17 protein-coding genes are annotated in these 21550 nt (G+C 70.1%); 10 read left to right on the top strand and 7 right to left on the bottom strand.

The window, feature by feature from the left end; genetic code table 11:
- Nucleotides 1–28: 28 nt before the first annotated feature.
- The gene (aceB, locus tag OZ403_RS34045; RefSeq protein ID WP_140800034.1) at nt 29–1654 is read right to left on the bottom strand and encodes a malate synthase A; all 1626 of its coding nucleotides are present in this window, start codon (nt 1652–1654) and stop codon (nt 29–31) included.
- 200 nt (nt 1655–1854) lie between these two features.
- On the opposite strand from aceB, the gene OZ403_RS34040 reads away from it, so the two are divergent.
- From OZ403_RS34040 to OZ403_RS34025, 4 genes are all read left to right on the top strand, one after another.
- Nucleotides 1855–2256: a PspC domain-containing protein gene (locus tag OZ403_RS34040; RefSeq protein ID WP_268782711.1), complete on the top strand. Its 402-nt coding sequence runs from the start codon at nt 1855–1857 to the stop codon at nt 2254–2256.
- A gap of 99 nt (nt 2257–2355) precedes the next feature.
- Nucleotides 2356–3756, top strand: a complete 1401-nt coding sequence (gene fumC / locus OZ403_RS34035; RefSeq protein ID WP_268782710.1) for a class II fumarate hydratase — start codon at nt 2356–2358, stop codon at nt 3754–3756.
- A 105-nt stretch (nt 3757–3861) separates the two neighbouring features.
- Nucleotides 3862–4473: an ATP-dependent Clp endopeptidase proteolytic subunit ClpP gene (gene clpP, locus OZ403_RS34030; RefSeq protein WP_140795382.1), complete on the top strand. Its 612-nt coding sequence runs from the start codon at nt 3862–3864 to the stop codon at nt 4471–4473.
- Nucleotides 4474–4618: 145 nt separating this feature from the next.
- Nucleotides 4619–5038 carry a hypothetical protein gene (locus tag OZ403_RS34025; protein WP_140800032.1) on the top strand — a complete coding sequence of 140 codons (420 nt, stop codon included), beginning with the start codon at nt 4619–4621 and terminating at the stop codon, nt 5036–5038.
- Between the two features lie 63 nt (nt 5039–5101).
- Here OZ403_RS34025 and OZ403_RS34020 read toward each other — a convergent pair whose 3' ends face one another.
- Nucleotides 5102–5566, bottom strand: a complete 465-nt coding sequence (locus OZ403_RS34020) for a DUF3293 domain-containing protein (protein ID WP_237079976.1) — start codon at nt 5564–5566, stop codon at nt 5102–5104.
- Nucleotides 5567–5689: 123 nt separating this feature from the next.
- Between OZ403_RS34020 and OZ403_RS34015 the strand changes: the two genes are divergently transcribed.
- Nucleotides 5690–6529, top strand: a complete 840-nt coding sequence (locus tag OZ403_RS34015; protein ID WP_237077700.1) for a hypothetical protein — start codon at nt 5690–5692, stop codon at nt 6527–6529.
- A gap of 40 nt (nt 6530–6569) precedes the next feature.
- Here the strand turns inward: OZ403_RS34015 and OZ403_RS34010 are convergent, their stop codons facing one another.
- On the bottom strand, nt 6570–8006 hold the full coding sequence (locus tag OZ403_RS34010; protein WP_140795379.1) for a M48 family metalloprotease: 1437 nt from the start codon (nt 8004–8006) through the stop codon (nt 6570–6572).
- A 147-nt stretch (nt 8007–8153) separates the two neighbouring features.
- Here OZ403_RS34010 and OZ403_RS34005 point away from each other — a divergent pair, with 147 nt between their 5' ends.
- Nucleotides 8154–8780, top strand: coding sequence for a hypothetical protein (locus OZ403_RS34005; RefSeq protein ID WP_174258957.1), 627 nt, complete (start codon nt 8154–8156; stop codon nt 8778–8780).
- An 8-nt stretch (nt 8781–8788) separates the two neighbouring features.
- Here OZ403_RS34005 and OZ403_RS34000 read toward each other — a convergent pair whose 3' ends face one another.
- Both OZ403_RS34000 and OZ403_RS33995 read right to left on the bottom strand, forming a co-directional pair.
- Complete coding sequence (locus OZ403_RS34000) at nt 8789–9274, bottom strand: ester cyclase (RefSeq protein ID WP_140800029.1); 486 nt, start codon at nt 9272–9274, stop codon at nt 8789–8791.
- 63 nt (nt 9275–9337) lie between these two features.
- Entirely contained in the window at nt 9338–11671 is a 2334-nt protein-coding gene (locus OZ403_RS33995) for an acyl-CoA dehydrogenase family protein (RefSeq protein WP_268782709.1), read from the bottom strand.
- 141 nt (nt 11672–11812) lie between these two features.
- Between OZ403_RS33995 and OZ403_RS33990 the strand changes: the two genes are divergently transcribed.
- A complete protein-coding gene (locus OZ403_RS33990) occupies nt 11813–13087 on the top strand; it encodes a phospholipase D-like domain-containing protein (protein WP_268782708.1) in 1275 nt (424 codons plus the stop codon).
- 2 nt (nt 13088–13089) lie between these two features.
- Here OZ403_RS33990 and OZ403_RS33985 read toward each other — a convergent pair whose 3' ends face one another.
- Both OZ403_RS33985 and OZ403_RS33980 read right to left on the bottom strand, forming a co-directional pair.
- Nucleotides 13090–13812, bottom strand: coding sequence for an endonuclease III domain-containing protein (locus OZ403_RS33985; protein WP_268782707.1), 723 nt, complete (start codon nt 13810–13812; stop codon nt 13090–13092).
- 130 nt (nt 13813–13942) lie between these two features.
- Nucleotides 13943–14449: a GNAT family N-acetyltransferase gene (locus OZ403_RS33980; RefSeq protein WP_268782706.1), complete on the bottom strand. Its 507-nt coding sequence runs from the start codon at nt 14447–14449 to the stop codon at nt 13943–13945.
- Between the two features lie 172 nt (nt 14450–14621).
- Here OZ403_RS33980 and OZ403_RS33975 point away from each other — a divergent pair, with 172 nt between their 5' ends.
- The 3 genes from OZ403_RS33975 (at nt 14622) to OZ403_RS33965 (ending at nt 21549) form a co-directional block, all read left to right on the top strand.
- Entirely contained in the window at nt 14622–20168 is a 5547-nt protein-coding gene (locus OZ403_RS33975; RefSeq protein WP_442929663.1) for a hypothetical protein, read from the top strand.
- 41 nt (nt 20169–20209) lie between these two features.
- Nucleotides 20210–21064, top strand: a complete 855-nt coding sequence (locus OZ403_RS33970; protein ID WP_328285480.1) for a CHAP domain-containing protein — start codon at nt 20210–20212, stop codon at nt 21062–21064.
- 68 nt (nt 21065–21132) lie between these two features.
- Nucleotides 21133–21549 carry a hypothetical protein gene (locus OZ403_RS33965; RefSeq protein WP_268782703.1) on the top strand — a complete coding sequence of 139 codons (417 nt, stop codon included), beginning with the start codon at nt 21133–21135 and terminating at the stop codon, nt 21547–21549.
- Nucleotide 21550 lies beyond the last annotated feature (1 nt).

The following is a 21550-nucleotide window of genomic DNA, read 5'->3' as shown; positions in this document are numbered from 1 at the left end:
GGGTTGCTGCTGCGAAGGTGCGAAGGGTTCAGCGTTGGGCTTCCAAGGCGTCGTAGGCAGGCAGGGTGAGGAAGTCCTCGAAGGTGCCGGCGGTGGAGAGCTGCTCGAAGAGGGCGCGGGCGCGCTCCAGGTGGGCCGCGCCGTAGCGCTCCTTGGCGCCCTCCTTGTCGAGCCGGGCCATCTCCTCGCCCAGCGCGTCGCGGAAGAGGGCGGGCGTCACCTTGCGGCCGTCCTCCAGGGTGGCGCCGTGGTGAATCCACTGCCACACCTGGGCGCGTGAGATTTCGGCGGTGGCTGCGTCCTCCATCAGGTTGTAGAGCGGCACGCAGCCCAGGCCGCCCAGCCACGCGGCGGTGTACTGGATGCCCACGCGGATGTTGTGGCGCAGGCCTTCCTCGGTGCGCGTGCCGGAGGGCACCTTGAGCAGCTCCGCCTCGCCAATCTTCACGTCCTGGCGCTTGTTGGAGAGCTGGTTGGGGCCCTTCATGTGCGAGTCGAAGATGTCGCGCGCGATTTCCACGAGGCCGGGGTGGGCCACCCACGTCCCGTCGTGGCCGTTCTTCACCTCGCGCAGCTTGTCCGCGCGGACCTTGTCCATGACGGCGTCGTTGGCCGCCGCGTCCCCCTTGATGGGGATGAAGGCCGCCATGCCGCCCATGGCGTGCACGTTGCGGCGGTGGCAGGTCTGGATGAGCAGCTGCGAGTAGGCGTTGAGGAACGCCTTGTCCATCGTCACCTGGCCGCGGTCGGGCAGCACCACGCGGGTGTCCGACTGGAGCGTCTTGATGAAGCTGAAGATGTAGTCCCAGCGGCCGCAGTTGAGTCCGGCCGAGTGCTCGCGCAGCTCGTAGAGGATTTCGTCCATCTCGAACGCGGCGGGCAGCGTCTCGATGAGGACGGTGGCCTTGATGGTGCCGCGCGGGATGTCCAGCTCCGACTGGGCCAGGTGGAACACGTCGTTCCACAGCCGGGCCTCCAGGTGGCTCTGCATCTTCGGCAGGTAGAAGTAGGGGCCGGTGCCGCGCGCCAGCTGCTCACGGGCGTTGTGGAAGAAGAAGAGCCCGAAGTCGAGCAGCGAGCCGGAGATGGGCTTGCCGTCGATTTCGATGTGCCGCTCCGGCAGGTGCCAGCCGCGAGGCCGCACGAAGAGCACGGCGCGCTTCGGGTTGAGGGCGTAGTGCTTGCCGTTCTCCGCGGTGAAGGAGATGGTGCCGCGCACCGCGTCGCGCAGGTTGACTTGCCCGCGCACCACGTTGTCCCAGGTGGGGCTGTTGGCGTCCTCGAAGTCCGCCATGAAGACATTCGCCCCGGAGTTCAGCGCGTTGATGACCATCTTCCGGTCCACCGGGCCGGTGATCTCCACGCGGCGGTCCTGAAGGTCGGCGGGCAGGGGAGCCACCGTCCAGTCGCCCTCCCGGATGGCCTTCGTCTCCGGCAGGAAGTGGGGCCGCGCTCCCTTGCTCCAGGCCGCCTGGACGGCCTTGCGGCGCTCCAGCAGGGCCAGCCGGCGCTCGCCGAAGTTGCGGGCCAGCTTCGCCACGAATTCCAGGGCCTCGGGCGTGAGGACCTCGGCGTAGTCGGGGTGCCAGGTCCCCTTCACCACCACTCCCGGTCCGAACGCCGGGGGTTTCACAGCGGGGGCTTGGTCCGACATCTGAGCTCCTTTGGCTAGGTGCGTTGTAAATCTGCTGGAACGGCTCGGAAAATGAGTCCTGAGAGTGCAGAAAGGAAGTGCGGCGTGAATCTTTGCCTGCTTGCCTGTAACTGTGTCAACAGCCTGCGTGTTAAATCTGTAAATCAACAGATCGTCCCCAGGGCGTATGCAATGGGGAGCACCAAGGCGCGTAGGTAGGAATGAGGGCCGTGGACGCCAAGTGGGAGCGGCCCCGGAAGGGAGACGTGATGGACGCCAAGAGACGCTGCGCCACCTGTACGGAGGAAGTGAGCCTGGAGGTCCGGAGGTGCCCGCGCTGCGGCGCGCGCACGGAGCCCATGCACCGGGGCGTGGATGGGCGGCTGCTGACCGGGGTGTGCGCGGCGCTGGGACGGGAGCTGGGCGTGGACGCGGCGCTGATTCGCGTGGGCTTCGTGGTGGCGCTGGCGGTGTCCGGGGGCACCGCGCTGATGGTGTACCTGCTGCTGTGGGCCTTCACGCCGCCGTCGGCGACGGGCATCGCGCCCCTGCGGCGCACGTACAACTGGCTGTCCGGCCTGGGCAATTCGGAGAGCACGCCGCGCGTCGAGCGCCGGGTGTAGTGCTCAGCGTCCAACGAAGAAAATCACGCCGGAGCCCTGCCTGAAGGCTCCGGCCTGTTATTCGAGGGGGCCCACCTTTCTTTCCAAGGAGCCCCGCGCGTGAGCACGAAGAACGTTCGTACGGAGAAAGACACCTTCGGCCCCATCGACGTCCCCGCCGACCGGCTGTGGGGCGCCCAGACGCAGCGCAGCCTCCAGAACTTCGCCATCTCCACCGAGCGCATGCCGCTGGCCCTCATCCGCGCCCTGGTGCTGGTGAAGAAGGCCGCCGCGCGGGTGAACGTGGAGAACGGCTCGCTGGCGAAGGAGAAGGGCGAGGCCATCATCCGGGCCGCCGACGAGGTGCTGGCTGGCCAGCACGACGCGGAGTTCCCCCTGAGCGTCTGGCAGACGGGCAGCGGGACGCAGACGAACATGAACACCAACGAGGTGCTCGCCAACCGCGCCTCGGAGCTGCTGGGCGGCGAGCGCGGCGAGGGCCGCAAGGTCCACCCCAACGACGACGTCAACAAGGGGCAGAGCTCCAACGACGTCTTCCCCACCGCGATGAGCGTGGCCGCCGTGGCCGCCATCACCGAGCACGTGCTGCCGGAGCTGGAGGCGCTGCGCGACGTGCTCGCGCAGAAGGCCCGCGCCTTCCATGACGTGGTGAAGGTGGGCCGCACCCACCTGCAGGACGCCACGCCCCTGACGCTGGGACAGGAGCTGGGCGGCTTCGTGGCGCAGTTGGACCACGCGAAGGGCCACCTGGGGCGCACCCTGCCGCACCTGTTGGAGCTGGCCCTGGGCGGCACCGCGGTGGGCACCGGCCTCAACGCCCCCAAGGGCTACGCCGAGCGGGTGGCGAAGGAGCTGGCCCAGCTCACCGGCTACCCCTTCGTCACCGCGCCCAACAAGTTCGAGGCGCTGGCCGCCAACGACGCGCTGGTGCAGGCGCACGGGGCGCTGAAGGGGCTGGCGGCGGTGCTCTTCAAGGTGGCCAACGACGTGCGCTGGCTGTCGTCGGGGCCGCGGTCGGGGCTGGCGGAAATCATCATCCCGGAGAACGAGCCGGGCAGCTCCATCATGCCGGGCAAGGTGAACCCCACCCAGAGCGAGGCGCTCACCATGCTGTGCGCCCAGGTGATGGGCAACGACGTCGCCGTCACCGTGGGCGGCGCGTCCGGCAACTTCCAGCTCAACGTCTTCAAGCCGCTCATCGCCCACAACCTGCTCCAGAGCTGCCGGTTGCTGGCGGACGGCATGCGCAGCTTCCGACTGCACTGCGCGGTGGGCATCGAGCCCAACCGGCCCCGCATCCAGGAGAACCTGGAGCGCAGCCTGATGCTCGTCACGGCGCTCAACCCCCACATCGGCTACGACAACGCGGCGAAAATCGCCAAGACGGCCCACAGGGACGGCACGACGCTCAAGGAGACGGCCGTGGCGCTGGGGCTCGTCACGCCCGAGCAGTTCGACCAGTGGGTCCGCCCGGAGGACATGACGGGCCACAAGGGGTAGGTCCCCAGGGCGGCAGGGGGCCCCGGCGTCGAAGCGTGGGGCAGCGTACGCTCCGGGAAGAAGGGACGGGCGCGGCGGCGGAAGGGCGATTAGGGTAGGGGCGTCATGAACGTCCCCTTCGTCATCGAGACCACGCACCGCGGCGAGCGGGCGTACGACCTGTACAGCCGGCTCCTCAAGGACCGCATCATCATGCTGGGCACGCCTGTCAACGACGACGTGGCCAACATCATCGTTGCCCAGCTCCTCTTCCTGGAGTCGGAGGACCCGGACAAGGGCATCAACCTCTACATCAACTCGCCGGGTGGCTCCGTGACGGCGGGCCTCGCCATCTACGACACCATGCAGTACGTGAAGTGTCCGGTGTCCACCATCTGCGTGGGGCAGGCGGCCTCCATGGGCGCGCTGCTGCTGCTGGCGGGGGCGAAGGGCAAGCGCTACGCCCTGCCCAACAGCCGCATCATGATTCACCAGCCGCTGGGCGGCGCGCAGGGCCAGGCCACGGACATCGACATCCAGGCCAAGGAAATCCTCCGCCTGCGCAGCTACATCAACGGCCTCATCGTGAAGCACACGGGGCACACCGTCGAGCGCATCGAGAAGGACACCGAGCGCGACTACTTCATGAGCGCCGAGGACGCGCGGCAGTACGGCCTCATCGACGAGGTGGTGGAGAAGCAGCGCGCCATCGCCCCGACGCCCGCTCCGGCGAAGTAGGGCCCTTCCCGCCCCGGACGCATGCCGGGGCGGGGCGCTCTCCCGGCGGGGTGCCGCTCAAGCGCCGCGCCGGACACAGGTCCAGCTCTGGACGTTTCCGGCTTCCCTGCCTGCAGGTGGCACACGGCGTGCTCACCATGGGCATATGACGCCGATCCGATTTCGCATCGTCCCCCGGTTCCTCTTGCCCGGCGCCATCCTGGCCTCCATGGCCTGCGCGACGGGGCCCACCGGCCGCCCCCCTGTCCCTCCCAGCTCGGCCGCCGTGCAGACGGAGCTGGGCGCCCGGGACGTGGTGCAGGCCGGCGAGGAATACGCCCGCAACAACTCACTGGTGCTGGCCGAGGCCGGGGAGGCGGTGGAGATCCGCCCCAACTTCTGGCGCATCCGCTTCGGCCTCGCGGACCAACCCGGCCGCATCCTGGAGGTCGAGTTCGACGAGCTGGCGCGCAGGGTCATCAATGCCCGCGAGCTGGAAGTCATCCCGGAGAACCCGGGTGACACCGCGCTGGGGGGCAGTGGCTCCGTCCCGGCGGCCGGTCAGCCCCGGGGCCCCATTCCCTGAGCGTGGGCGTCGCCCCGCGCCCCCGGCCCCACGGGCGGCGCGGGGGCACCCTGTCCGCGTGCTTCACGGGGCGGGTGAGCGGGCTTCCTCGCAGAACAGCAGCTCCGCCTGGCCTCCCGTGCGTCCCACGAGCACGGCGACCTGCCCGTAGGCGCGGCCGAAGCGTCCGGCCTCCTCGCGGGGAAGCCCGGGGACGAAGAGGCTCTGCTCGCACCAACTGCCGTCATCCGCCTCCCCCAGCGCGGGGGCGGCCCCCCAACCCCCGGCGACGAGCTGCGCGACCATCCGCGCCTGCGCGCGGCGGTTCTCCTCGTCGCTCCGCCGCTGCGAGCCGGGATTCCACGCCGTCAGGAAGGCCCACTCGCGGTGGCCGCGCGCCGCAAGCGTTGCGTCCAGCGCCGGGTGCAAGGCGCCCGCCCGCAGGATTTGCTCGACACCACCCGTGCTGGGATGGGGCCGGATGACGTAGCGCGTCGCCGCGTAGGCCGTCGCCAACCGCTCGCGTTCGTGGAGGCTCATACCGCGCATGATGCGCCGCGTGTCCTCCGGGGAAAATCGGGTTTCGGATAATCCAATGTGAATGTTCGATTCCGTTCGACGTCCATGCCCCCGCTTCGTTCCGGAACGGAATGAAAGGCTTCGGAGGGGAACATGTTTCGTCGTTCTGTTGCTGTCGTGTCTGCGTTGATGGGTGTTCTGGGGACGGGCTGCGCGTCGGTGAGCCACGTCCAGACGGCGGACACACTCGGGGCGGGGCGCTTCCAGGTTGGCATTGAGCCGGGCGTCCTCGGTGCGGCCGTCCTGAGCGCGAAAGAAGACGTATCGGCGGCGGGGTACGTGCCCCACTTCGACGTGGCGCTTCGCTATGGTGTAGCGGAGCGCGTGGACCTGGGCGTCCGGCTGGGGTCCTCCCTGGCGGAGTTGCAGACCAAGTTCCTGCTGACCCAGCCCGGTGACCCAGCCTTGGCCATCTCCCTGGCGCCGTCCATCTCGGGCGCGTCCTTCAGCTCGGGGACGACCGTGGACGGAGAGAAAGCTTCGTCGAGCTACCTGAACGTCGCCGTCCCGTTGCTGGTGGGCTTCAAGACGACGGGGGGCTCGGAGCTGGTGCTGGGGCCTCGCGCCATCTGGACGCGGGTCTCCGGTGACGTGGGCAATGACGGCGCCGCCGTCAACCTCCTCAGCGTCGGCGCCTCGGTGGGCTACGCGCTTCGCGTGACCGAGGGTTTCCGACTGATGCCTGAAGTGGGCATCTCCTTTCCCGTCGTGGGCGAGGTGAACACCACCAACACGGACTCGGAGGCCATCGCGGGCTTCAGCGGCGGCTTCGCGCAGTTCAAGCTGGGCTTCCTATTTGGCGCGGGCCGGCCGGTCCGGCGCGGTCCCGACATCATCCCCACCGACTACGTGGAGGAGACGGACCGCCGCCAGGACCGGAGCGACGACAGCTATCGCGCGCCGGAGCGTGGCGACGGCGACGTCGACTACTGAGGCACGCACCGTGCTCCGGCGCACCGTGCCGGAGCACGGCTCAGGGCGTGGTCTGCACCCCGCCCGTCACGCGTTTCACCGTACGGCCCGCGGGCAGCGTGTCCCCGGGCTGTACGCCGTTGATGATGGCCAACTCCTCCACGGAGATGGTGGACGGGTGCTGCGCGTTGAACTGCTGCAGCGTCATGGGCGACGTCACCTTCGCCAGCTCGATTTTCGCGGGCTGGACGGCCAGCGCCGAGGCATCCGTCAGCGCGCCGAAGCTGGAGAAGGTCGCGCGGAAGGCATCCTCGTAGGCGGGGAGCTGCTGCGCGCCGGTGTAGCCCAGGAGCTGGAGCGTGGTGCCGCCCTGGGACACGAAGGCCGTGACGCCGGCGATGACGCCCTGCTCCGTCTGCGCCTGGAAGAACCTGGCGCCCTGGGGGAAGCCGGTGGGCGCGGCGCTCACGGGCTGGATGCCCTCCTGCGCGAGGAAGCGCTGCATCGCCTCCTGTGGGGCGATTTTGCCGGTGGGCACCAGCCCGACGATGGCGTCCTCCTGGGGGCTGATGCCCGCCACCTGCTGCGGCTGGTTCGCCGTCTTCCACCCCTGGGGGAAGGTGAGCTGGAAGCGCAGGCCCGGGTGCATGAAGACGTTGCCCCGGAAGAAGCCCTGCCGCGGGTCGTTGCCGTAGGGCATGCCCTGGAGCATGGCGAGGTATTCCTCCCGGCCATCCTTGAGCTGGTTGAAGTCCACGTTGGCCTTCGCGGCGCGCTCCTGGGCGGTCTTCACGCGGTCGCCTGGGTCGGGGTGGGTGGACAGCCACGCGGGGAGGCTCTGGCCGCCCGCGGCCTTGCCCACGCGGTCCAGGGTGGCGAAGACGTTGGCCGCCTGGCGCACGTCGTAGCCGCCGTTCAGCATGTACTTGAAGCCCAGTTCGTCCGCCTGGCGCTCGTCGTCGCGGCCGTACTTGAGGAACAGCAGCTGGAGACCGGCGGCGGCCAGGCCCCCGAAGCGGGCCACGTCCTCGCTGAGCACGCTGCCCAGCAGCAGGCCGGCCTGGGCCAGCTGCGCCTGGGACAGCTGCTCCACGGAGTGCCGTGCGGTGATGTGGGCGATTTCGTGCCCCAGCACGGAGGCCAGCTCCGCCTCGGAGTTGAGCGCGGTGAGCAGGCCCCGCGTCACGAACACGGGCCCTCCGGGGAGGGCGAAGGCGTTCACCACCGGGTCATCCACGGCCTGGACCGTCCAGGGCAGCTCCGGCCTTTCGGAGGCCTTCGCCATGGGCAGGCCCACCCGGGCGACATATTCCTGAACCTTGGGCTCCTGGATGAGGCCAATGGACCCGCGCACCTCCTCCGCGCTCTGCTTGCCCAGGGCAATCTCGTCATCCTGGGAGACGAGCGACAGCATTCGCTTGCCGGTGGCGGGGTTGCGCACGCAGGTTGTCAGCGAGAGCAGGGCCAGCAGCGGCAGCAGCCGGAGTCGTGAAGTCATGGGGCCTTCCTGGTAGTGATGGATGCGCAAATAGGTCAGCGGCGGCACGGCGACCACGGCGGGGGTGGACGGGCCGTCACTGCTGGACAGTCGGGCGCGCGCACCGGGCCCGCTTCCGTTAGCTTCTCTTCGCGAGGAGGCGTTCGAATGGATTCGGATTCGCTCGAAGCACGGATGGCGCGGCTGGAGCGCAGTTGCCGGCGGTGGCAGGGGCTGACGTTCACCGCGCTCGCGCTGGCGGGACTGGGGCTGGGCGCGGCGGCGCTCCGGGGCGAGGACCTGTCCTCCGGAACGCTGGTGGCCTCCCGGCTGGTGCTCACGGACGCGCGCGGGCAGACGCGGGCCACGCTGGATACCGATGCGCAGGGCAACGCGGGCCTGGTGCTGCGCGACGGCGAGGGCCGGCCCCGGGCGCTGCTGGGCGTGGGCGAGGACGGCTCGCCCCGGCTGCGCTTCTCCACCGCCGAGGGCCAGTCCCTGGCGGAGCTGATGGTGTACTCCGACGAGGCGCCGCGCCTGACGCTGTCCAAGCCCGGAGGAGGGGAGCTGTTCGCGGTGGGCCTCCAGGTGGATGGCTCGTCGCGGCTGGAGCTGTCGGACGCGGACGGACGGCCCCGGGCCATCCTGGGTGCGGACGAGCATGGCTCTCCCGGTCTGGTGCTGAGGGACCGCAAGGGGCTGCCGCGCGTGGCGCTCCGGGTGTCGCCGTCGGATGGCGCCAGCCTGGTGGTGGAAGGCCAGGACGGCGCGGTGTTCCGCGCGCCCGGCGGCTGAGCCGAGGGCTACAGCGTGGGCGGCACCACCTTGTAGCCACGCTGGAGCAGCGGCGACAGGCGGTCGGAGATGTCCCAGGACTCCACCACCTTGCCGTCGCGCAGCCGGTACAGGGAGTGCCCTCGCAGCAGGAGGGGCTGGGGGGCCGGTGCGGTGGCCTTCCAGTGCACGAGCACCAGGTCGCCGTCCGCCACCAGGTGGAGGATGTCGAACTTCAGCTCCGGGAACGTTTGGAAGCTGGCCTCCGCCTGCTGGCGGATGAAGGCGGGCCCCACCGCGTTGAGGGGCGCGCCCTGGGAGCGGTCCACGAAGTCCTCGGCGATGAACTCCGGGATGCGGTCCAGCTTGCGCAGGTTGTAGAGCTCCTCGGTGAGCTGCTGCACTCGCTGCTTGTTCTGGGCCTCCAGGGCGGCCGCGCGCTCCACGGGAGACATCGTGGCGCAGCCCGACAGCCACCCGAGGGCGCACAGCAGAATCGTCGTGTGTCGTGTCATGGCCCCACGATGCTGTGCATGGGGCAGGCAGGCGGGCAGTGCCGCCTGCCTCAAACGTTCACCTCATGGCGACAGGTGGCCCAAGCCAATGGGCGCGGCGAGGCAGGTGTCGGGTACTCCAAACGCGTTCACCAGCGCCACCGCGTCGGGGCGGAGCTCGGCGCACAGCCGCGTCACCTCCTTGCGGATGGCCTTCGCCTTGGTGCCCTCCAGCCACCCGTGCTCCTGGAACCAGCCGCTGGCGGACTCCAGGCAGGACAGGCCGTAGAGGTCGCACAGGCGTCCCAGCACCGTCTTCAGGCCGGGGTCCTTCACGTCGGCCACGCCCTTGAGGAACTGCTCCAGCACCAGCCGCTCCACGTGGGCGTGTGCCAGCTCCAGCAGGTGGACCTGGACCTGGTTGAAGGCCTCGAAGGCCTCCACGCCCGCGCTCAGCCGCTTGCGCAGGCGCCGCGACACGGTTTCCAGCAGCTCCTCTTCACGGAAGCGCAGCGCGCGCAGGTGGTAGTCGTTGTCGCGCAGGTGGTCGCTGTCGGTGCGCCGCGCGGCGAAGGGGTTGCGGTCCACCACGCGGGTGGCCCGGTCCGCCAGCAGCTTCAGCACGGCGAAGACGCGGTCGTCCTCGAAGCGCTGCTTGTAGCCGGTGAGCAGGCCCTTGGCGACCAGCTGCATCAGCACCGTGTTGTCGCCCTCGAAGGTGGTGAACACGTCCGTGTCCGCCTTCAGCGCCGCCAGCCGGTTGGCTTCGAGGTAGCCCTGGCCGCCGCACGCCTCGCGCGCCTCCTGGAGGACGGCGGTGGTGTGCCAGGTGCTGTAGGCCTTGAGGCCGGCCGCCAGCGACTCCACTTCGCGCGCGTCCTCCTCGGTGCGCTTCACGTAGCGCTCCACCAGGTATTCGAGCGCGAAGTCCATGGCGTACGTCTTGGCCAGGGGCTTGAGCAGGCGCCGCTGGTGGGCCTGGTGGTCCAGCAGGCGGAACTCCTGGTCGCCCGCGGGGCCGAACTGGCGCCGCAGGTCGCCGTAGCGCACGGCGATGGTGAGCCCGCTCTTGGCCGCGCTCAGCGCCGCGGCGGCCACGCTCACCCGGCCCGCCACCAACGTGCCCAGCATGGTGAAGAAGCGCTTGGAGTCGCCGGTGATGGCGCTGGTGTATTCGCCCTGCGCGTTCACCTGTCCGAAGCGGTCCAGCAGGTTCTCGCGCGGGACGCGGACGTGCTCGAACCAGATGCGGCCGTTGTCCACGCCGTTGAGGCCCATCTTCTCGCCGCAGTCCTCGATGCGAACCCCGGGCAGCACCTTCCCGGCCGGGTCGCGCAGTGGCACCAGCAGCGCGTGGACGCCCAGCGCCCGGCCACCGACCTCGAGCTGCGCGAACACGGTGGCGATGCGCCCGTGCCGCGCGGCGTTGCCAATCCACTCCTTGCGCGCCGTCTCCGTGGGCGTGTGAATCACGAACTCGCCGGCCTCCGCGTCGTAGCGGGCCACCGTCTCCACGTCCCGGACGTTGGAGCCATGACCCAGCTCGCTCATGGCGAAGCAGCCGGGCAGCTCCAGCGAGGCCACCTGGGGCAGGTACTTCCGGTGGTGCTTCTCGGTGCCGAGGAAGAGGATGCTGGCGCCGAAGAGGCCGAAGTGGACGCCGGCCTTGATGACGAGGCTCAGGTCGAAATAGGCCAGCGTCTCGAAGGCGGTGACGAAGGCGCCCAGGTCCGCGCTCGTCTCATTGTCCGCGGGGAAGGCGATGCGCCCCAGGCCCTGGTCGGCCATGGCCTTGAGCCAGGCGAGCACCTTGTCGCGGTACTTCGCGGTGTCGCCGGTGTCCGTGTAGCGGAAGGCCGGGTCCGCCAGCCACTGCCGCACCTGGGCGCGCGTCTCCGGGTACGTCCGGTCCAGCACGGCGCGCAGCGCCTCCGGGTCGAAGGAGGTGGGCGTGCCCTCATGGGCGCGGCTGGGCGATGCGGCGGGGACGAGCGAGCGGACGGCCTCGCTGCCGGAGACGCCCAGGGACGCTTCCAGTTGCGCCAGCGCGCGCGTCAGCTCCGGCATGGGCGCGGGGAGGCCCTCGTCGCCGTTGCCCACCTGGGCGAGCCGCGCGCCCAGCTCGGCGAGGTTGTTGTGTTCGCTATGGGACAGGCGCTCCGCGGTGCGGCGGATGTGTTCGCGCACCTGGGCCAGCTCACCGGGGCTGGGCGGCACCAGCGGGTCCAGCCAGCGCGCCAGCACGGTGTTGGCGCGCAGGTCCAGCCAGGGCTGCGCGCGGGCGGCGGAGCCCATGGCGCGAATCTCCTCCGGCGTGAGCTCCCCGTCCGTCCAGGCCACGTACAGCATGGGCACGAGCGGAGCGAGTCGAGGAAGGGACAGCAGCTCGTGGGCTGTCGGTCGGGTGTCATCCACCATGGTTGGCGCTCCTGGGGGCTTGAGGACGGGCGCAGTGTGGCCAGCATGCCGCCGGGCGGCAACGGGAAGCGTGCGTCGGGCCCGAGGCAGGCGAGCAGGCGCGGCATTCCAAGCGGAGGGAGGCATCCCTAGCTTGCCCGTATGGATGAAATGCAGGAGCTGGAGGCGCTGATTCCCAAGCCTGGGGCGCTGGGCTTCTCGGGCGGCGTGGAGCGTGCGCGACATGAGATGCACGGGCCCTTCACGCTGCCGCCGGGGCCGGAGGCCTTCTCCTTCGCGCTGTACCAGTCCACGGGCGTGGGGCTGACTCCCGGACACGCGCTGGAGTTGCTGGAGAACAGCGCTGTCTTCGAGCGCATGCTGGCGGACATCCGCGCCGCCCAGAGCAGCGTCCATGTCCTGGTGTACATCTGGCGGCCCTGTGAGCTGTCGGACCGTGTCGTGGAGGCGCTGGTGGAGCGCGCCCGGGCGGGCGTGGCGTGCCGCGTGGTGGTGGACCCGGTGGGCAGCGAGGAGATTCGCGGCGACCGCGACTTCGACCAGAAGGTGGAGAAGGTGCTCACGGGCGCCGGGGTGGAGGTCCACTACTACCGGCTCCTGGCGGGCAAGGTGCTGGGCCGTCTGCTGGGGCGCAGCCACCAGAAGCTCGTCATCGTCGACGGGCGCATTGGCTACACGGGTGGCTTCGGCATCTGGAAGGTGTGGGAAGGCGACGGCCTGAAGCCGGACGAGTGGCGCGACACGCACATCCGCGTGGAGGGCCCCGAGGTGCGCCGCATGCAGTTGTCGTTCTCCCGGCACTGGCAGGAGTCGGGTGGCGGGTTGATTCCACCGAGCGCCTTTCCGGAAGCGGAACCCGCGGGCCCCTGCGCCGCAGGCTTCATCGACAGCGCGGGCAAGCTGGGCCTCACCGACGCGGAGCGCATGCTTCGCATCGTGATTGGCGCCGCGCGTGAGCGCATCTGGATTGCCAACGCGTACTTCTCACCGCCCAACGCGATTCTGGAGCAGCTGGAGGAGAAGTGCCGTCAGGGCGTGGAGATTCGCGTCCTGGGGCCGGGGCCCAACCATGACGTGCCCATCATGAGGGCGTCCCAGCGCTCGACGTACGAGCGGCTGCTGGCCGCGGGCGTGCGCATCTGGGAGTACCAGCCGTCGATGCTGCACTCGAAGACGCTGCTCGTGGACGACTGGCTCGCCGTGGTGGGCTCCACCAACATGGACTCGCTGTCGCTCAACAAGCTGAAGGAGGGCTCGCTCGTCATCCACGACGCGTCCTTCGTCCGCAAGCTGGCGCGGTGCTGGGCCAAGGACCTGCGGCACTCGAAGGAAATCACGCTGGAGAATGGGGGCCGCACCAACCCCTGGCGGCGGCTGGCCCGCCGGGCGACGCAGCTCGTGGGGCAGGACCGGTAGCGTCAGCGCGCGTCCGTCACGCCGACCTGACGGCAGAAGCTCAGCACCGGGCACGAGGAGCACTTCGGCCGAGTGCCCGTGCAGACGTGCTTGCCGAAGGGCACCAGCAGCCGGTTGAGGTCCACCCACCAGGCGCGCGGGAGCACGGCCTCCAGCGCCTCCATGGTGGCCTCTGGCGTGCGCGCCTGCACATAGCCCCAGCGGTTCGTCACCCGATGGACGTGGATGTCCACGCTGATGGCCTCGTGCCCGCAGGCGATGCCCAGCGCCAGGTGCGCGCACTTGGGGCCCACGCCCTTGAAGGACTGGAGCACCCGGGCATCACACGGCAGCGCGCCTCCGAATTCATCCCGCGTCCGCGTGGCGATGGCGTGAAGCTGCCAAGCCTTCGCTTCGTGGAAGGTGACGGGCTGGATGAGGGCGTCGATGTCTTCCGGAGACATGCGCGCCAGGGCCTCCGGCGTGGAGGCCCGCTGGAGGAGCGTGAGTGAGACGGGCAGGCTCACCTCGTCGCGGGTGCGGATGGAGAGGATGCAGGCGACGAGCTGTTCGAAGAGCGTGTCATGTCCTCGGGCCGCGAGCGCGAACATCGCCGCGTCCGCGAAGTGGCGCACCGCCTCTCGGATGCGGCCGAGCACTTCGTCGATGTCGAAGGGCTTCTTGTCCGGCCGGGGTGGTGGTTCCACGACGCGGCCGGGCTTCGTGGGCGCCCGCCGGTCAGGCATGGCGCGTTCCCTCCGCGGGATGGATGCTCGTCATGTGGTGCCTCCCGTCCCCAAACCTGGGGACGCGGGCGCGACGAGGCCCTGGGCCGCACGAAGGGCCGCTGACAGGGCAGGGGGCCGTCCGTCTTCGTCAGTCGAGCGGCTTTGACAAATCCCGGGCGTACCAGTGATCGCAGCCGAAGTGGCCCGTGCTGCCCATGGGCGCGCACAGCGGCTCGAAGCCCATGCGGCGGTAGAGCTTCTGGGCCTGCTGCATTCCCGCCAGCGTCTCCAGGTAGCAGCGCTCGAAGCCTGCTTCACGTGCGAACTCCAGGCAGCGTCGAAGCATGCGCTCGCCCTGGCGGAGGCCTCGGGCTTCGGGGAGGAAGTACATCTTCCGCAGCTCGCAGACGCCCTCGTCTCCGCCTTCCAGTGGGGCGATTCCACCGCCGCCGATGACACGCCCCGCCCGCTCCACGACGAAGTAGGCGTGCCGGGGCCGGGCGTAGGCGGCGCTCATCGCTGACACCTCGGGGTCGTGGATGGCGAAGCCAGGGCCGTCCGCGCCGAACTCCGGCATCACCGTCCGGATGATGCCGGCCACCGCCGCGTCATCCCTCGATTCAATGCGTCGCAGCGTCAGCTCTTCCGTGCTCATGCGCGCAACGTTTCACAGCCGGGGCCGAGGGGCCAGCGGCGGGGAGGGGGCCGCCGGCTGCGTTTATACTCACGCACGGGTTGTGCAGCCGGATGCACAGGTGTCACGGGTGTGATGCAGCGTGTACGCGCGCCCCTTCCTCGGGCTGTGCCTGTACGCGACGGCCTCTTGAATGGCATGTTCGTTGTATCGAGGGGGATGCATGTACTGCGCTGACTGCCGCGAAGAGCGGCGTGGCAAGGACTTGTGGTGTGCGCTGTGTGGCGCTCGGATGACGGGGCGCTCGCGTGAGGTCATCGAAGCAGAGCTCACGCACGTTCAATTCCTGCTGGATGAGCTGACGCGGTGGGCGCCCTCCGAGGTTCCTCCCAATGTCCGGCGCTTCATCTCGGAGCGGTATGAGCGGCAGGCACGCATCCTCCTCGCGGTCCTGACGGAGTTGCCCCCAGCGGGCTCAGCGGAGGTGGCCACCGTTGTGGCTTCGGTGCATGTGGACGTCGCGGCGTCCATTCCCGCGGCGTTGATGCAGGAGCCTGCCGCGCCGCAGGAGGCGGCGTCCGTACAACCGGTGGTCGAGGTTCCTCCTGCCGTGGAGGCGCCGGGGCTCACCGAGGAGATGCACCAGGCAGAGGCGGCTGCTTCGTCGGAGCAGGAGGACGTCGCGGCGCCGTCGTACCCGTCCGAACCGGAGACCGATACCGGGGTGGACGCGGCGCCCGAGGCTGTGCAGTCGGATGACCCGCTTCCCGAGGCCCCGCCTGCCTGGATGCCGCTACCCGCGAATCCGGCGGAGCTCTACGCGGAGCCGCCGCCGACGCGAAGCCTCACCGCGCGCCTCGTCGAGGAGACCTCCACCTGGAATCGCGTGTGGAGGCCGTTCCTCTACCAAAGCCTCATGTGGTTCATCGGGGCCTTCCTCATCCTCTCCAGTGCCCTCTACCTCGTGTTCGAGAGTTGGGTGGGGATGTCGTCCGGCCTCCGCTCGCTCACGGTGTTCGGGCTGACGGCGAGTTGCTCCGCGGGCTTCACCGTTTGGGGCGCGTACCTCGCCAGGCGCGAGGCGTTACGCAATCCTGGGTACATCCTGGGGCTCATCGGTACGGCCGTGGCTCCGCTCGCTGGTATCGCACTGGGGCCCATGGGCTTGGGGGACGTCTTCCAACTGGGAGGCGTCGGCACGGTGTGGCTCATCCCCGCGTTGCTGGCATGGGCGGGAGTGGCGGCCTTCCTGGCGCGCAAGCCGCTGGAGGCCTTCGATTCCACGTCCCGTCCCCTTATCCAACTGGCGCTCGTGGTCAGTACCTTGATGATGGGGTTGGCGCCGCTTGCCACGGGGCTGGGCAGCCTGGCGCTGTGGCTCAACGTCCTGCCGTGCGCGCTCTTCTTCCTCCTGTCCTCGCGTCCGCCACCAGCGCCGCGTGAGGGCACCGCGCTCGTTTTCGTCCTCGCCGCGCCGTTGTACTTGCTGCTCCTCTATTTCGTGCGCCTGCACGTCGCGCTGGCGGGCGCGGACGTGGCGGTCTCCGTTGGCACCTATGCCCCGTTCGGCGCCTTTCTCCTGGCCACCGCGTTGCGCTTCCGCACCCTGGATGCCGAGCGGGGCGCGGATTCGCTGTCCATGGGCGCGGTGTCACTCCAGGCCACCTGCCTCATCGCCGCGGCACTGGCTCCGGCGCCGGCGTTCTTCGTCACGTCGGCGGTCATCTCGTGGACGTTGCTGTCGCTGGCTCGCGGCGGCGTCGCCCGCATCCGGTGGGGCTACGCGGCTTACGCGAGCACGTACTTCGCCTATGCCTCCTTCTCCCAGCTCGTTCCCGGGCCGGTGCGTCGCATCATCAATGCGGTGAAGGCTCAGTTCGGTTACGTCACCGAGCCGCTGCCCCTGCAATTCGGAGCGCTGTCCGCGCTGCCCTTCATCCTCGCGGGCGCGCTGTTCGCCGTTTCGCGGCTGTGGCGAGGCCAGCGTACGGGCAATGCGCGGGACCTCGCGCTGGCGGAGGTGCTGCTGCGCGCCACCGCGGTGGCGAGTCCCCTCTTCGTCTTCTTTGGCCTGTCGGGACCGGACGCCCGGCCCTCCTTCTGGAGCGCGCTGGCGCTGGCGGTGCTGTGTCTCGTCCTGGGCCTGCTGGTGGAGCGCTTCTTCCTGACGGTGGTGGGGGCGGGGCTGTCGCTGTTCCTTCCCTTCCAGGCCTACGCCGTCCTGGGGGCGTCCGGCGGAGCGGTCGCGTCGGGGGCGCTGGCCCTCGTGCTCGCCGCGGTGAGCATGCTGTGCACCGCGCGCACGCGCGGGTTGCTGGGCGCTGTCGTGGGTGTGGTGGCCACGGCGGGGTTCCTCATGGGCCTGATTGCCGGCGACGGCTTCACGGCCGTGACGGGCATGGCCCTGTGTGGCGCCGCCGCGGTGCTCGCTGCCTGGGGGCTCCAGCGCGCCTCCTTCATGGCGCTGGCGTCCGTGCTGGCGGCGGCCGCGCTTCCACGATGGGCGGGAGAGCTTTCGTCCACGGCGGTGGCGCCCACGCTCGCGGCGGTGGCGCTCGGACTCTCGTTGCTGGGGATGCGGGGTGGGCTGACGCGGTGGCTGGGCCTGCCAGGCGTCTTCTACGCGGTGCTCGCGATTCCCTGGGGCGTGCTGGCCCGGGCGCCAGGGCTGGCCGGCGTCATCCTGGTGTCCGCGGGCGCGGTGGCCGTGGCGTCGAGGACCTTCCCGGTGGTGCGTCCCCTCGCCGTGCTCATGTCTGCCCTGGCGCTGGTGCACGACATCCCGCGCATCTATTCGCCATGGGGTGGATGGATGTCGCCGGGCCTATCCGTGGCGCTGTTCTGCTGCTGGGCTTTGGGGGCTTCCGTTGCCGCGGCGCGGTGGGGCCGAAGCATCAGCGCGACGGTCGCCGGGCTCATCGCGCTCGTCTTCCCGCTGACGGCCTTGCTGAGCGCGCGTTCGTCGGAGCATGCGCCCCTGCTGCTGGGGGCGGCGCTGGCGGCGTTGCTCACCGCGCGCGTATTGCCCGCGGGGCTGAGTGTCGCCGTGGCCTCGCTCTATGCGCTCACCGCGACGTTCAGTTTCGGCGCCGTGCCGTTGTTGTGCCTCGCCGGGGTGTTGAGTCTCCTGGCCGTGCTGGAGGAGGTCCCCGCGGTCTTGCGGGTGGGGACGGGTGGTCACCGCTTCGCCCTGGCGGCGACGTTGTCCGCCGCCGTGGTGCTGGGTGTCGCGGTGGTGAAGTGGGACGACGCGGGGCTGCCGTTGCTGCTCGTGGGCACCTGCGTGCTGCCCTTGCTCTGGACGCGAGCCAATCGTCAGCCGTTCTTCGCGTCGCTCTCCGTCCCGTATGCCTTCGTGGGCATCGTGGTGGTGGGGGGCGAGCTGCCCTGGTGGGTTCAGACGCTTCCGCTGCTGAGCCTGGCGCTGGTGCGTGTCGTGGCACACGTCCCCGCCGCGGCATCGCTGCTGCTGCGCTCGCGTGAGGAGGCCCCTCGCCAGGCCCTGTCATCGTGGATGCAGGGATGGCTCGCCGTGGTGGCCTTGCCCGTGCTCCTCGTCGCGCTCAGGCCGTACCATGTCCCCACGGCGCTCTATGTGCTGTCGGCGTCCCTGGCGCTGATGCCTGGGCCGCGTCCCTTCTTGCGCGTGTGCGGCTCCGCGCTGGTCCTCCTCTTCTTCCCGGCGGCCCGTCCCATCGTCATCGGCCTGTTGCTCGCGCTGGCCATCGCGGAGAGTCATGGGCCCGCTCGCGTGTGGGCGTTCTTCCGGAGCGCGCCGGACACGGCACTGCGGCCCGGCGCCGTCGTCACGGCGCTCATCCTCGCGGCGCTGCCCGCCCTTGATTCGCCCACGCCGTCTCATCTGGCCACGTTGGCGGGTGTGCTGGCGCTGGCTGCGTTCCTGCTGTCTCAGCGCTGGTTGCTGGCTCCCGCCATCTGGGCGTTGACGTTGGCGCCCATGGGCGCGGTCAGTGTGAACGCGTTGCTCGAGCGAGGGCTCGACGCGGGCCTGTCCGTCATCGCCGTGGTGCTGGGCGCGGCCGTGGCGTCCGCCGTGTGCCAGTCCGGAGGCATCCAGCGCGCGCTCACCCAGGCCTTCGCGAAGGTGTTGCCGCCGCTGGAGGCGACCTGGAGCGAGCCGCTGTGGGTGGGCAGCGCCGGTGCGTTGGGCGCGCTGCTGCTGGAGCGCCTGCTCCTGTCAGGTCCTGGCTCGTTGCCCCTGCCGGTGGCGGTGGGCGCCGCGGTGACGGCGTGTGTGTTGATGGTGGCGAGGGCGCGGTGGATGGCCAACGTGGCCACCGCGTTGCTGGGGGCCTCGCTCGTCGCCGCCGTGGACCCGCTGTGGGTGCCCGCGGTCGTCAGTGGAACAGGGCTGGCGCTGTGCCTCATCGGGACGCTCGTGGACGCTCGCGGTGTGCGCGTGGGCGCCTCGTTGCACCATGGCGGCTGGGTGCTGGCGCTGCTGTCGCTCGCGGGCTTGCGCGAACTGGAGCACGTGGGCACCCCGCTGACGTTCCTCTTCGGCGTGGGCGCGGCGTGGGCCGTGGTGTGGCGGCGTCGCGAGCGCGAGGTGGTGGGGTGGCTGGCCTCGCTCGCCGCCGTGCACGGATGGCTGCTGTACCTGGGCGCGGTGTACTCCAGCGGCCGAGGCGCGGCGTTCATCCTGCCGTACCTCGGAGCGGCCAGCGCGCTGTTGGCGGCCCTCTCGCTCTTCGTGGCCAGCAAGTCGCGGCGCCTGAGCGTGGGGCACGGCTTCGCCGGGGTGGCGCTCTTCGAGGTGATGGCGGGGCTGGCGCTCGTGGACACGTCGCTGGGCGCGCTCCGCGAGGGCCTGGTGGCGAGCGTGGCGCTGGGCGTGCTGCTCTTCGCCCTGGTCCGCCGCGCGGTCACGGAGAAGGAAGAGGCGTCCGCCTACATGGCGCAGGTGGTGCTCGCGCTGGGCTATCTCTCCGTCCGCATGCTGGGAATGGGGGCGCACCCGGGCCCCGGCGACAGCCTGGCGGCCCTGGTGGGCGGTGCGCTGTTCACCGGCCTCTACTTCTTCGTGCAGCGCGAGGGCTCCTCCCTGGCGTGTTTCCGACGCCCCGCCTTGTTGGGCGCATACCTCTTCCCGCTGGCGGGGTTGCTCTCCGCTCCATGGAGCGAGCCCCTTCACGTGGCGGCGTTGATGGTGGGGTATGCCGCTCACTTCGCCGCGCTGGCCACGCACCCGCGGCACCGGGGCCTGGCGTCGCTGACGTCGGTGGTGGCGTTCAACGCGGCGCTGCTGCTGGTGTGGCAGGGGACGGGCGCGGGAGAGGCGCAGTTCTATGTCATCCCCGCGGGGCTCTCCCTGCTCGCGTTGCTGCGCGTGTTCCGCGAGGCCATCGAGGTGGAGACCTATGCCCGGTTGCGTGCGCTGGCCGTCACCGCCATCTACGTGGCGGGTGCCTGGAAGCCGCTCATGTTCAATGATGGCGCTTCGATGCTCCTGTGCGTCACGCTCTGTGTGGTGGGCGTGGCGTGTGGCATCGCGCTGCGCATCCGCTCCTACATGTATCTGGGCACGGCGTTCCTGGTGACGTGCATCGCCGCCAACCTGGTGCGCTTCGGCATGCGGGACCACCGGATTGCCGCGGCCTCACTGTTCGTTCTGGGACTGATGGTCATTGGTTCCATGGTGATGCTCAGTGCGCACCGCGCGGCGCTGCTCCAGAGGTATGCACGGGTGCGAGCCATGCTCGCGACCTGGGAGGGCTGACACCGGGAGTTCTTGGCGGACGGCCTGGGAGGTGGTCTTGAATGCGGCCCCTCATGTCGCTCCGCCTTTCACTCCTTGCCGTCTTCCCCCTCAGCATGCTCGTGGGGTGTGCCACCGTGAAGCCGCGCCCCACGGAGCCTGTCGCCACGACGGAGGCGGTGACGGTGGCCGCGCCAGGAGGCCTCGCGAAGCTGGTGCCGGTGCCAGTCACGGCGGTGGAGCTGGGGACCGCCGAAGTGGCGCCCACCGTGGTGGCGACGCAGTGGGTGAGCGCGGGCGTGCTGGAGGCCACGCTGCGGGCGGCCGAGCAGGTGACGGGGCCCGCCAGCACCACCGGCCGGTTCTGGGACGTGGTGCTCGCGCCCACGCAGATGTCGCGCTCCATCGTCCAGCGCTCCCTCCAACTCGTGGGCATGCGCAGCCTGCGCCGAGTCAGCCGCGGCGTTCCGGATGACTGCTCCGGCTTCGTGCGCCTGGCGTACCGCTCCGCCGGCATCGACCTGGTGGCGCACGGCTTCCGCGCGGGAGAGAACGCCGTCTCCGCCATCTTCCGCCGCGCGGTGGATGTCGGCTCTGTCCACCACCAGCCGCCGCGTCCCGGAGACCTCGTCTTCTTCCGTGAGACGTATGACCGCAACCGCGATGGCCGCCGCAACGACGGCATGACACACATTGGTGTGGTGGAGGCCGTGGATGCCCATGGCACCGTCACCTTCATCCACCGGGGCGGCAAGGGCGTCGCGCGAGGCCGGCTGAACCTGTCATTCCCCTCGAGGCACCAGCTGGAGCAGGGCGGGCCCGTGGTCAACGACTACATCCGTCCCGCCGCGAAGGGCTCGCGGGCCTATCTCGCCGGTGAGCTGTTCGCGGCCTTCGCGTCGCCTGAAGGGCTGTAACTTTCCAGTGCCTGGCTCATACCCTGCGTGGCTTTGAAGATGTGCCGCGCTGATGCGTCATGGGTGGCATGCGACTCGCCCTTGTCATTGGCTGTCTGATGCTCGCTTCGGGTTGTGTCCTGCACACCCGCTCACCTCCTCCGCCTCCACCGCCTCCTCCGCAGCGTCCGGTGGCGATGACGTACAGGGAGGCGGTGAACCTGGGCTTCAACCAATGCCGCTCGCGTGGCTATGAGTGCCGTCTGAAGGACGCGGACCGCAAGGGGCGGGACGTGTGGCGGGTGAAGTTCCATGCCTCCACGCGGAGGGCGAGGGGCCACCTGCACCTGGACTTCGATGCGTACTCACGCAGCCTCCTGCGGGTGGATGACAAGGTGAAGGCCCGCCGACATGACTGGGACGACGACGATGACGATGACGACGACGATGACCGGCGCGGGCGCGGGCGCGGCAAGAAGAAGGGGCACGCACGGCGGGATGACTGAG

Origin of the sequence: Myxococcus sp. NMCA1 (genome assembly GCF_026810205.1) — a bacterium.
GTDB classification, from domain to species: domain Bacteria; phylum Myxococcota; class Myxococcia; order Myxococcales; family Myxococcaceae; genus Myxococcus; species Myxococcus xanthus_A.
This window is presented reverse-complemented; position numbering and strand designations above follow the sequence as displayed.

Bases quoted from the DNA above. Each gene is read 5' to 3' on its own strand.
- OZ403_RS34010 (WP_140795379.1), bottom strand. From the start codon at position 8,006: ATGACTTCACGACTCCGGCTGCTGCCGCTGCTGGCCCTGCTCTCGCTG.
- OZ403_RS33980 (WP_268782706.1), bottom strand. From the start codon at position 14,449: ATGAGCACGGAAGAGCTGACGCTGCGACGCATTGAATCGAGGGATGAC.
- OZ403_RS34040 (WP_268782711.1), top strand. From the start codon at position 1,855: ATGAGGGCCGTGGACGCCAAGTGGGAGCGGCCCCGGAAGGGAGACGTG.
- OZ403_RS34005 (WP_174258957.1), top strand. From the start codon at position 8,154: ATGGATTCGGATTCGCTCGAAGCACGGATGGCGCGGCTGGAGCGCAGT.
- OZ403_RS33995 (WP_268782709.1), bottom strand. From the start codon at position 11,671: ATGGTGGATGACACCCGACCGACAGCCCACGAGCTGCTGTCCCTTCCT.
- OZ403_RS33975 (WP_442929663.1), top strand. From the start codon at position 14,622: ATGGCATGTTCGTTGTATCGAGGGGGATGCATGTACTGCGCTGACTGC.
- OZ403_RS34020 (WP_237079976.1), bottom strand. From the start codon at position 5,566: ATGCGCGGTATGAGCCTCCACGAACGCGAGCGGTTGGCGACGGCCTAC.
- OZ403_RS33965 (WP_268782703.1), top strand. From the start codon at position 21,133: ATGCGACTCGCCCTTGTCATTGGCTGTCTGATGCTCGCTTCGGGTTGT.
- OZ403_RS34015 (WP_237077700.1), top strand. From the start codon at position 5,690: ATGTTTCGTCGTTCTGTTGCTGTCGTGTCTGCGTTGATGGGTGTTCTG.
- aceB (WP_140800034.1), bottom strand. From the start codon at position 1,654: ATGTCGGACCAAGCCCCCGCTGTGAAACCCCCGGCGTTCGGACCGGGA.
- OZ403_RS33970 (WP_328285480.1), top strand. From the start codon at position 20,210: ATGCGGCCCCTCATGTCGCTCCGCCTTTCACTCCTTGCCGTCTTCCCC.
- OZ403_RS34025 (WP_140800032.1), top strand. From the start codon at position 4,619: ATGACGCCGATCCGATTTCGCATCGTCCCCCGGTTCCTCTTGCCCGGC.
- OZ403_RS34000 (WP_140800029.1), bottom strand. From the start codon at position 9,274: ATGACACGACACACGACGATTCTGCTGTGCGCCCTCGGGTGGCTGTCG.
- OZ403_RS33985 (WP_268782707.1), bottom strand. From the start codon at position 13,812: ATGCCTGACCGGCGGGCGCCCACGAAGCCCGGCCGCGTCGTGGAACCA.
- OZ403_RS33990 (WP_268782708.1), top strand. From the start codon at position 11,813: ATGGATGAAATGCAGGAGCTGGAGGCGCTGATTCCCAAGCCTGGGGCG.
- clpP (WP_140795382.1), top strand. From the start codon at position 3,862: ATGAACGTCCCCTTCGTCATCGAGACCACGCACCGCGGCGAGCGGGCG.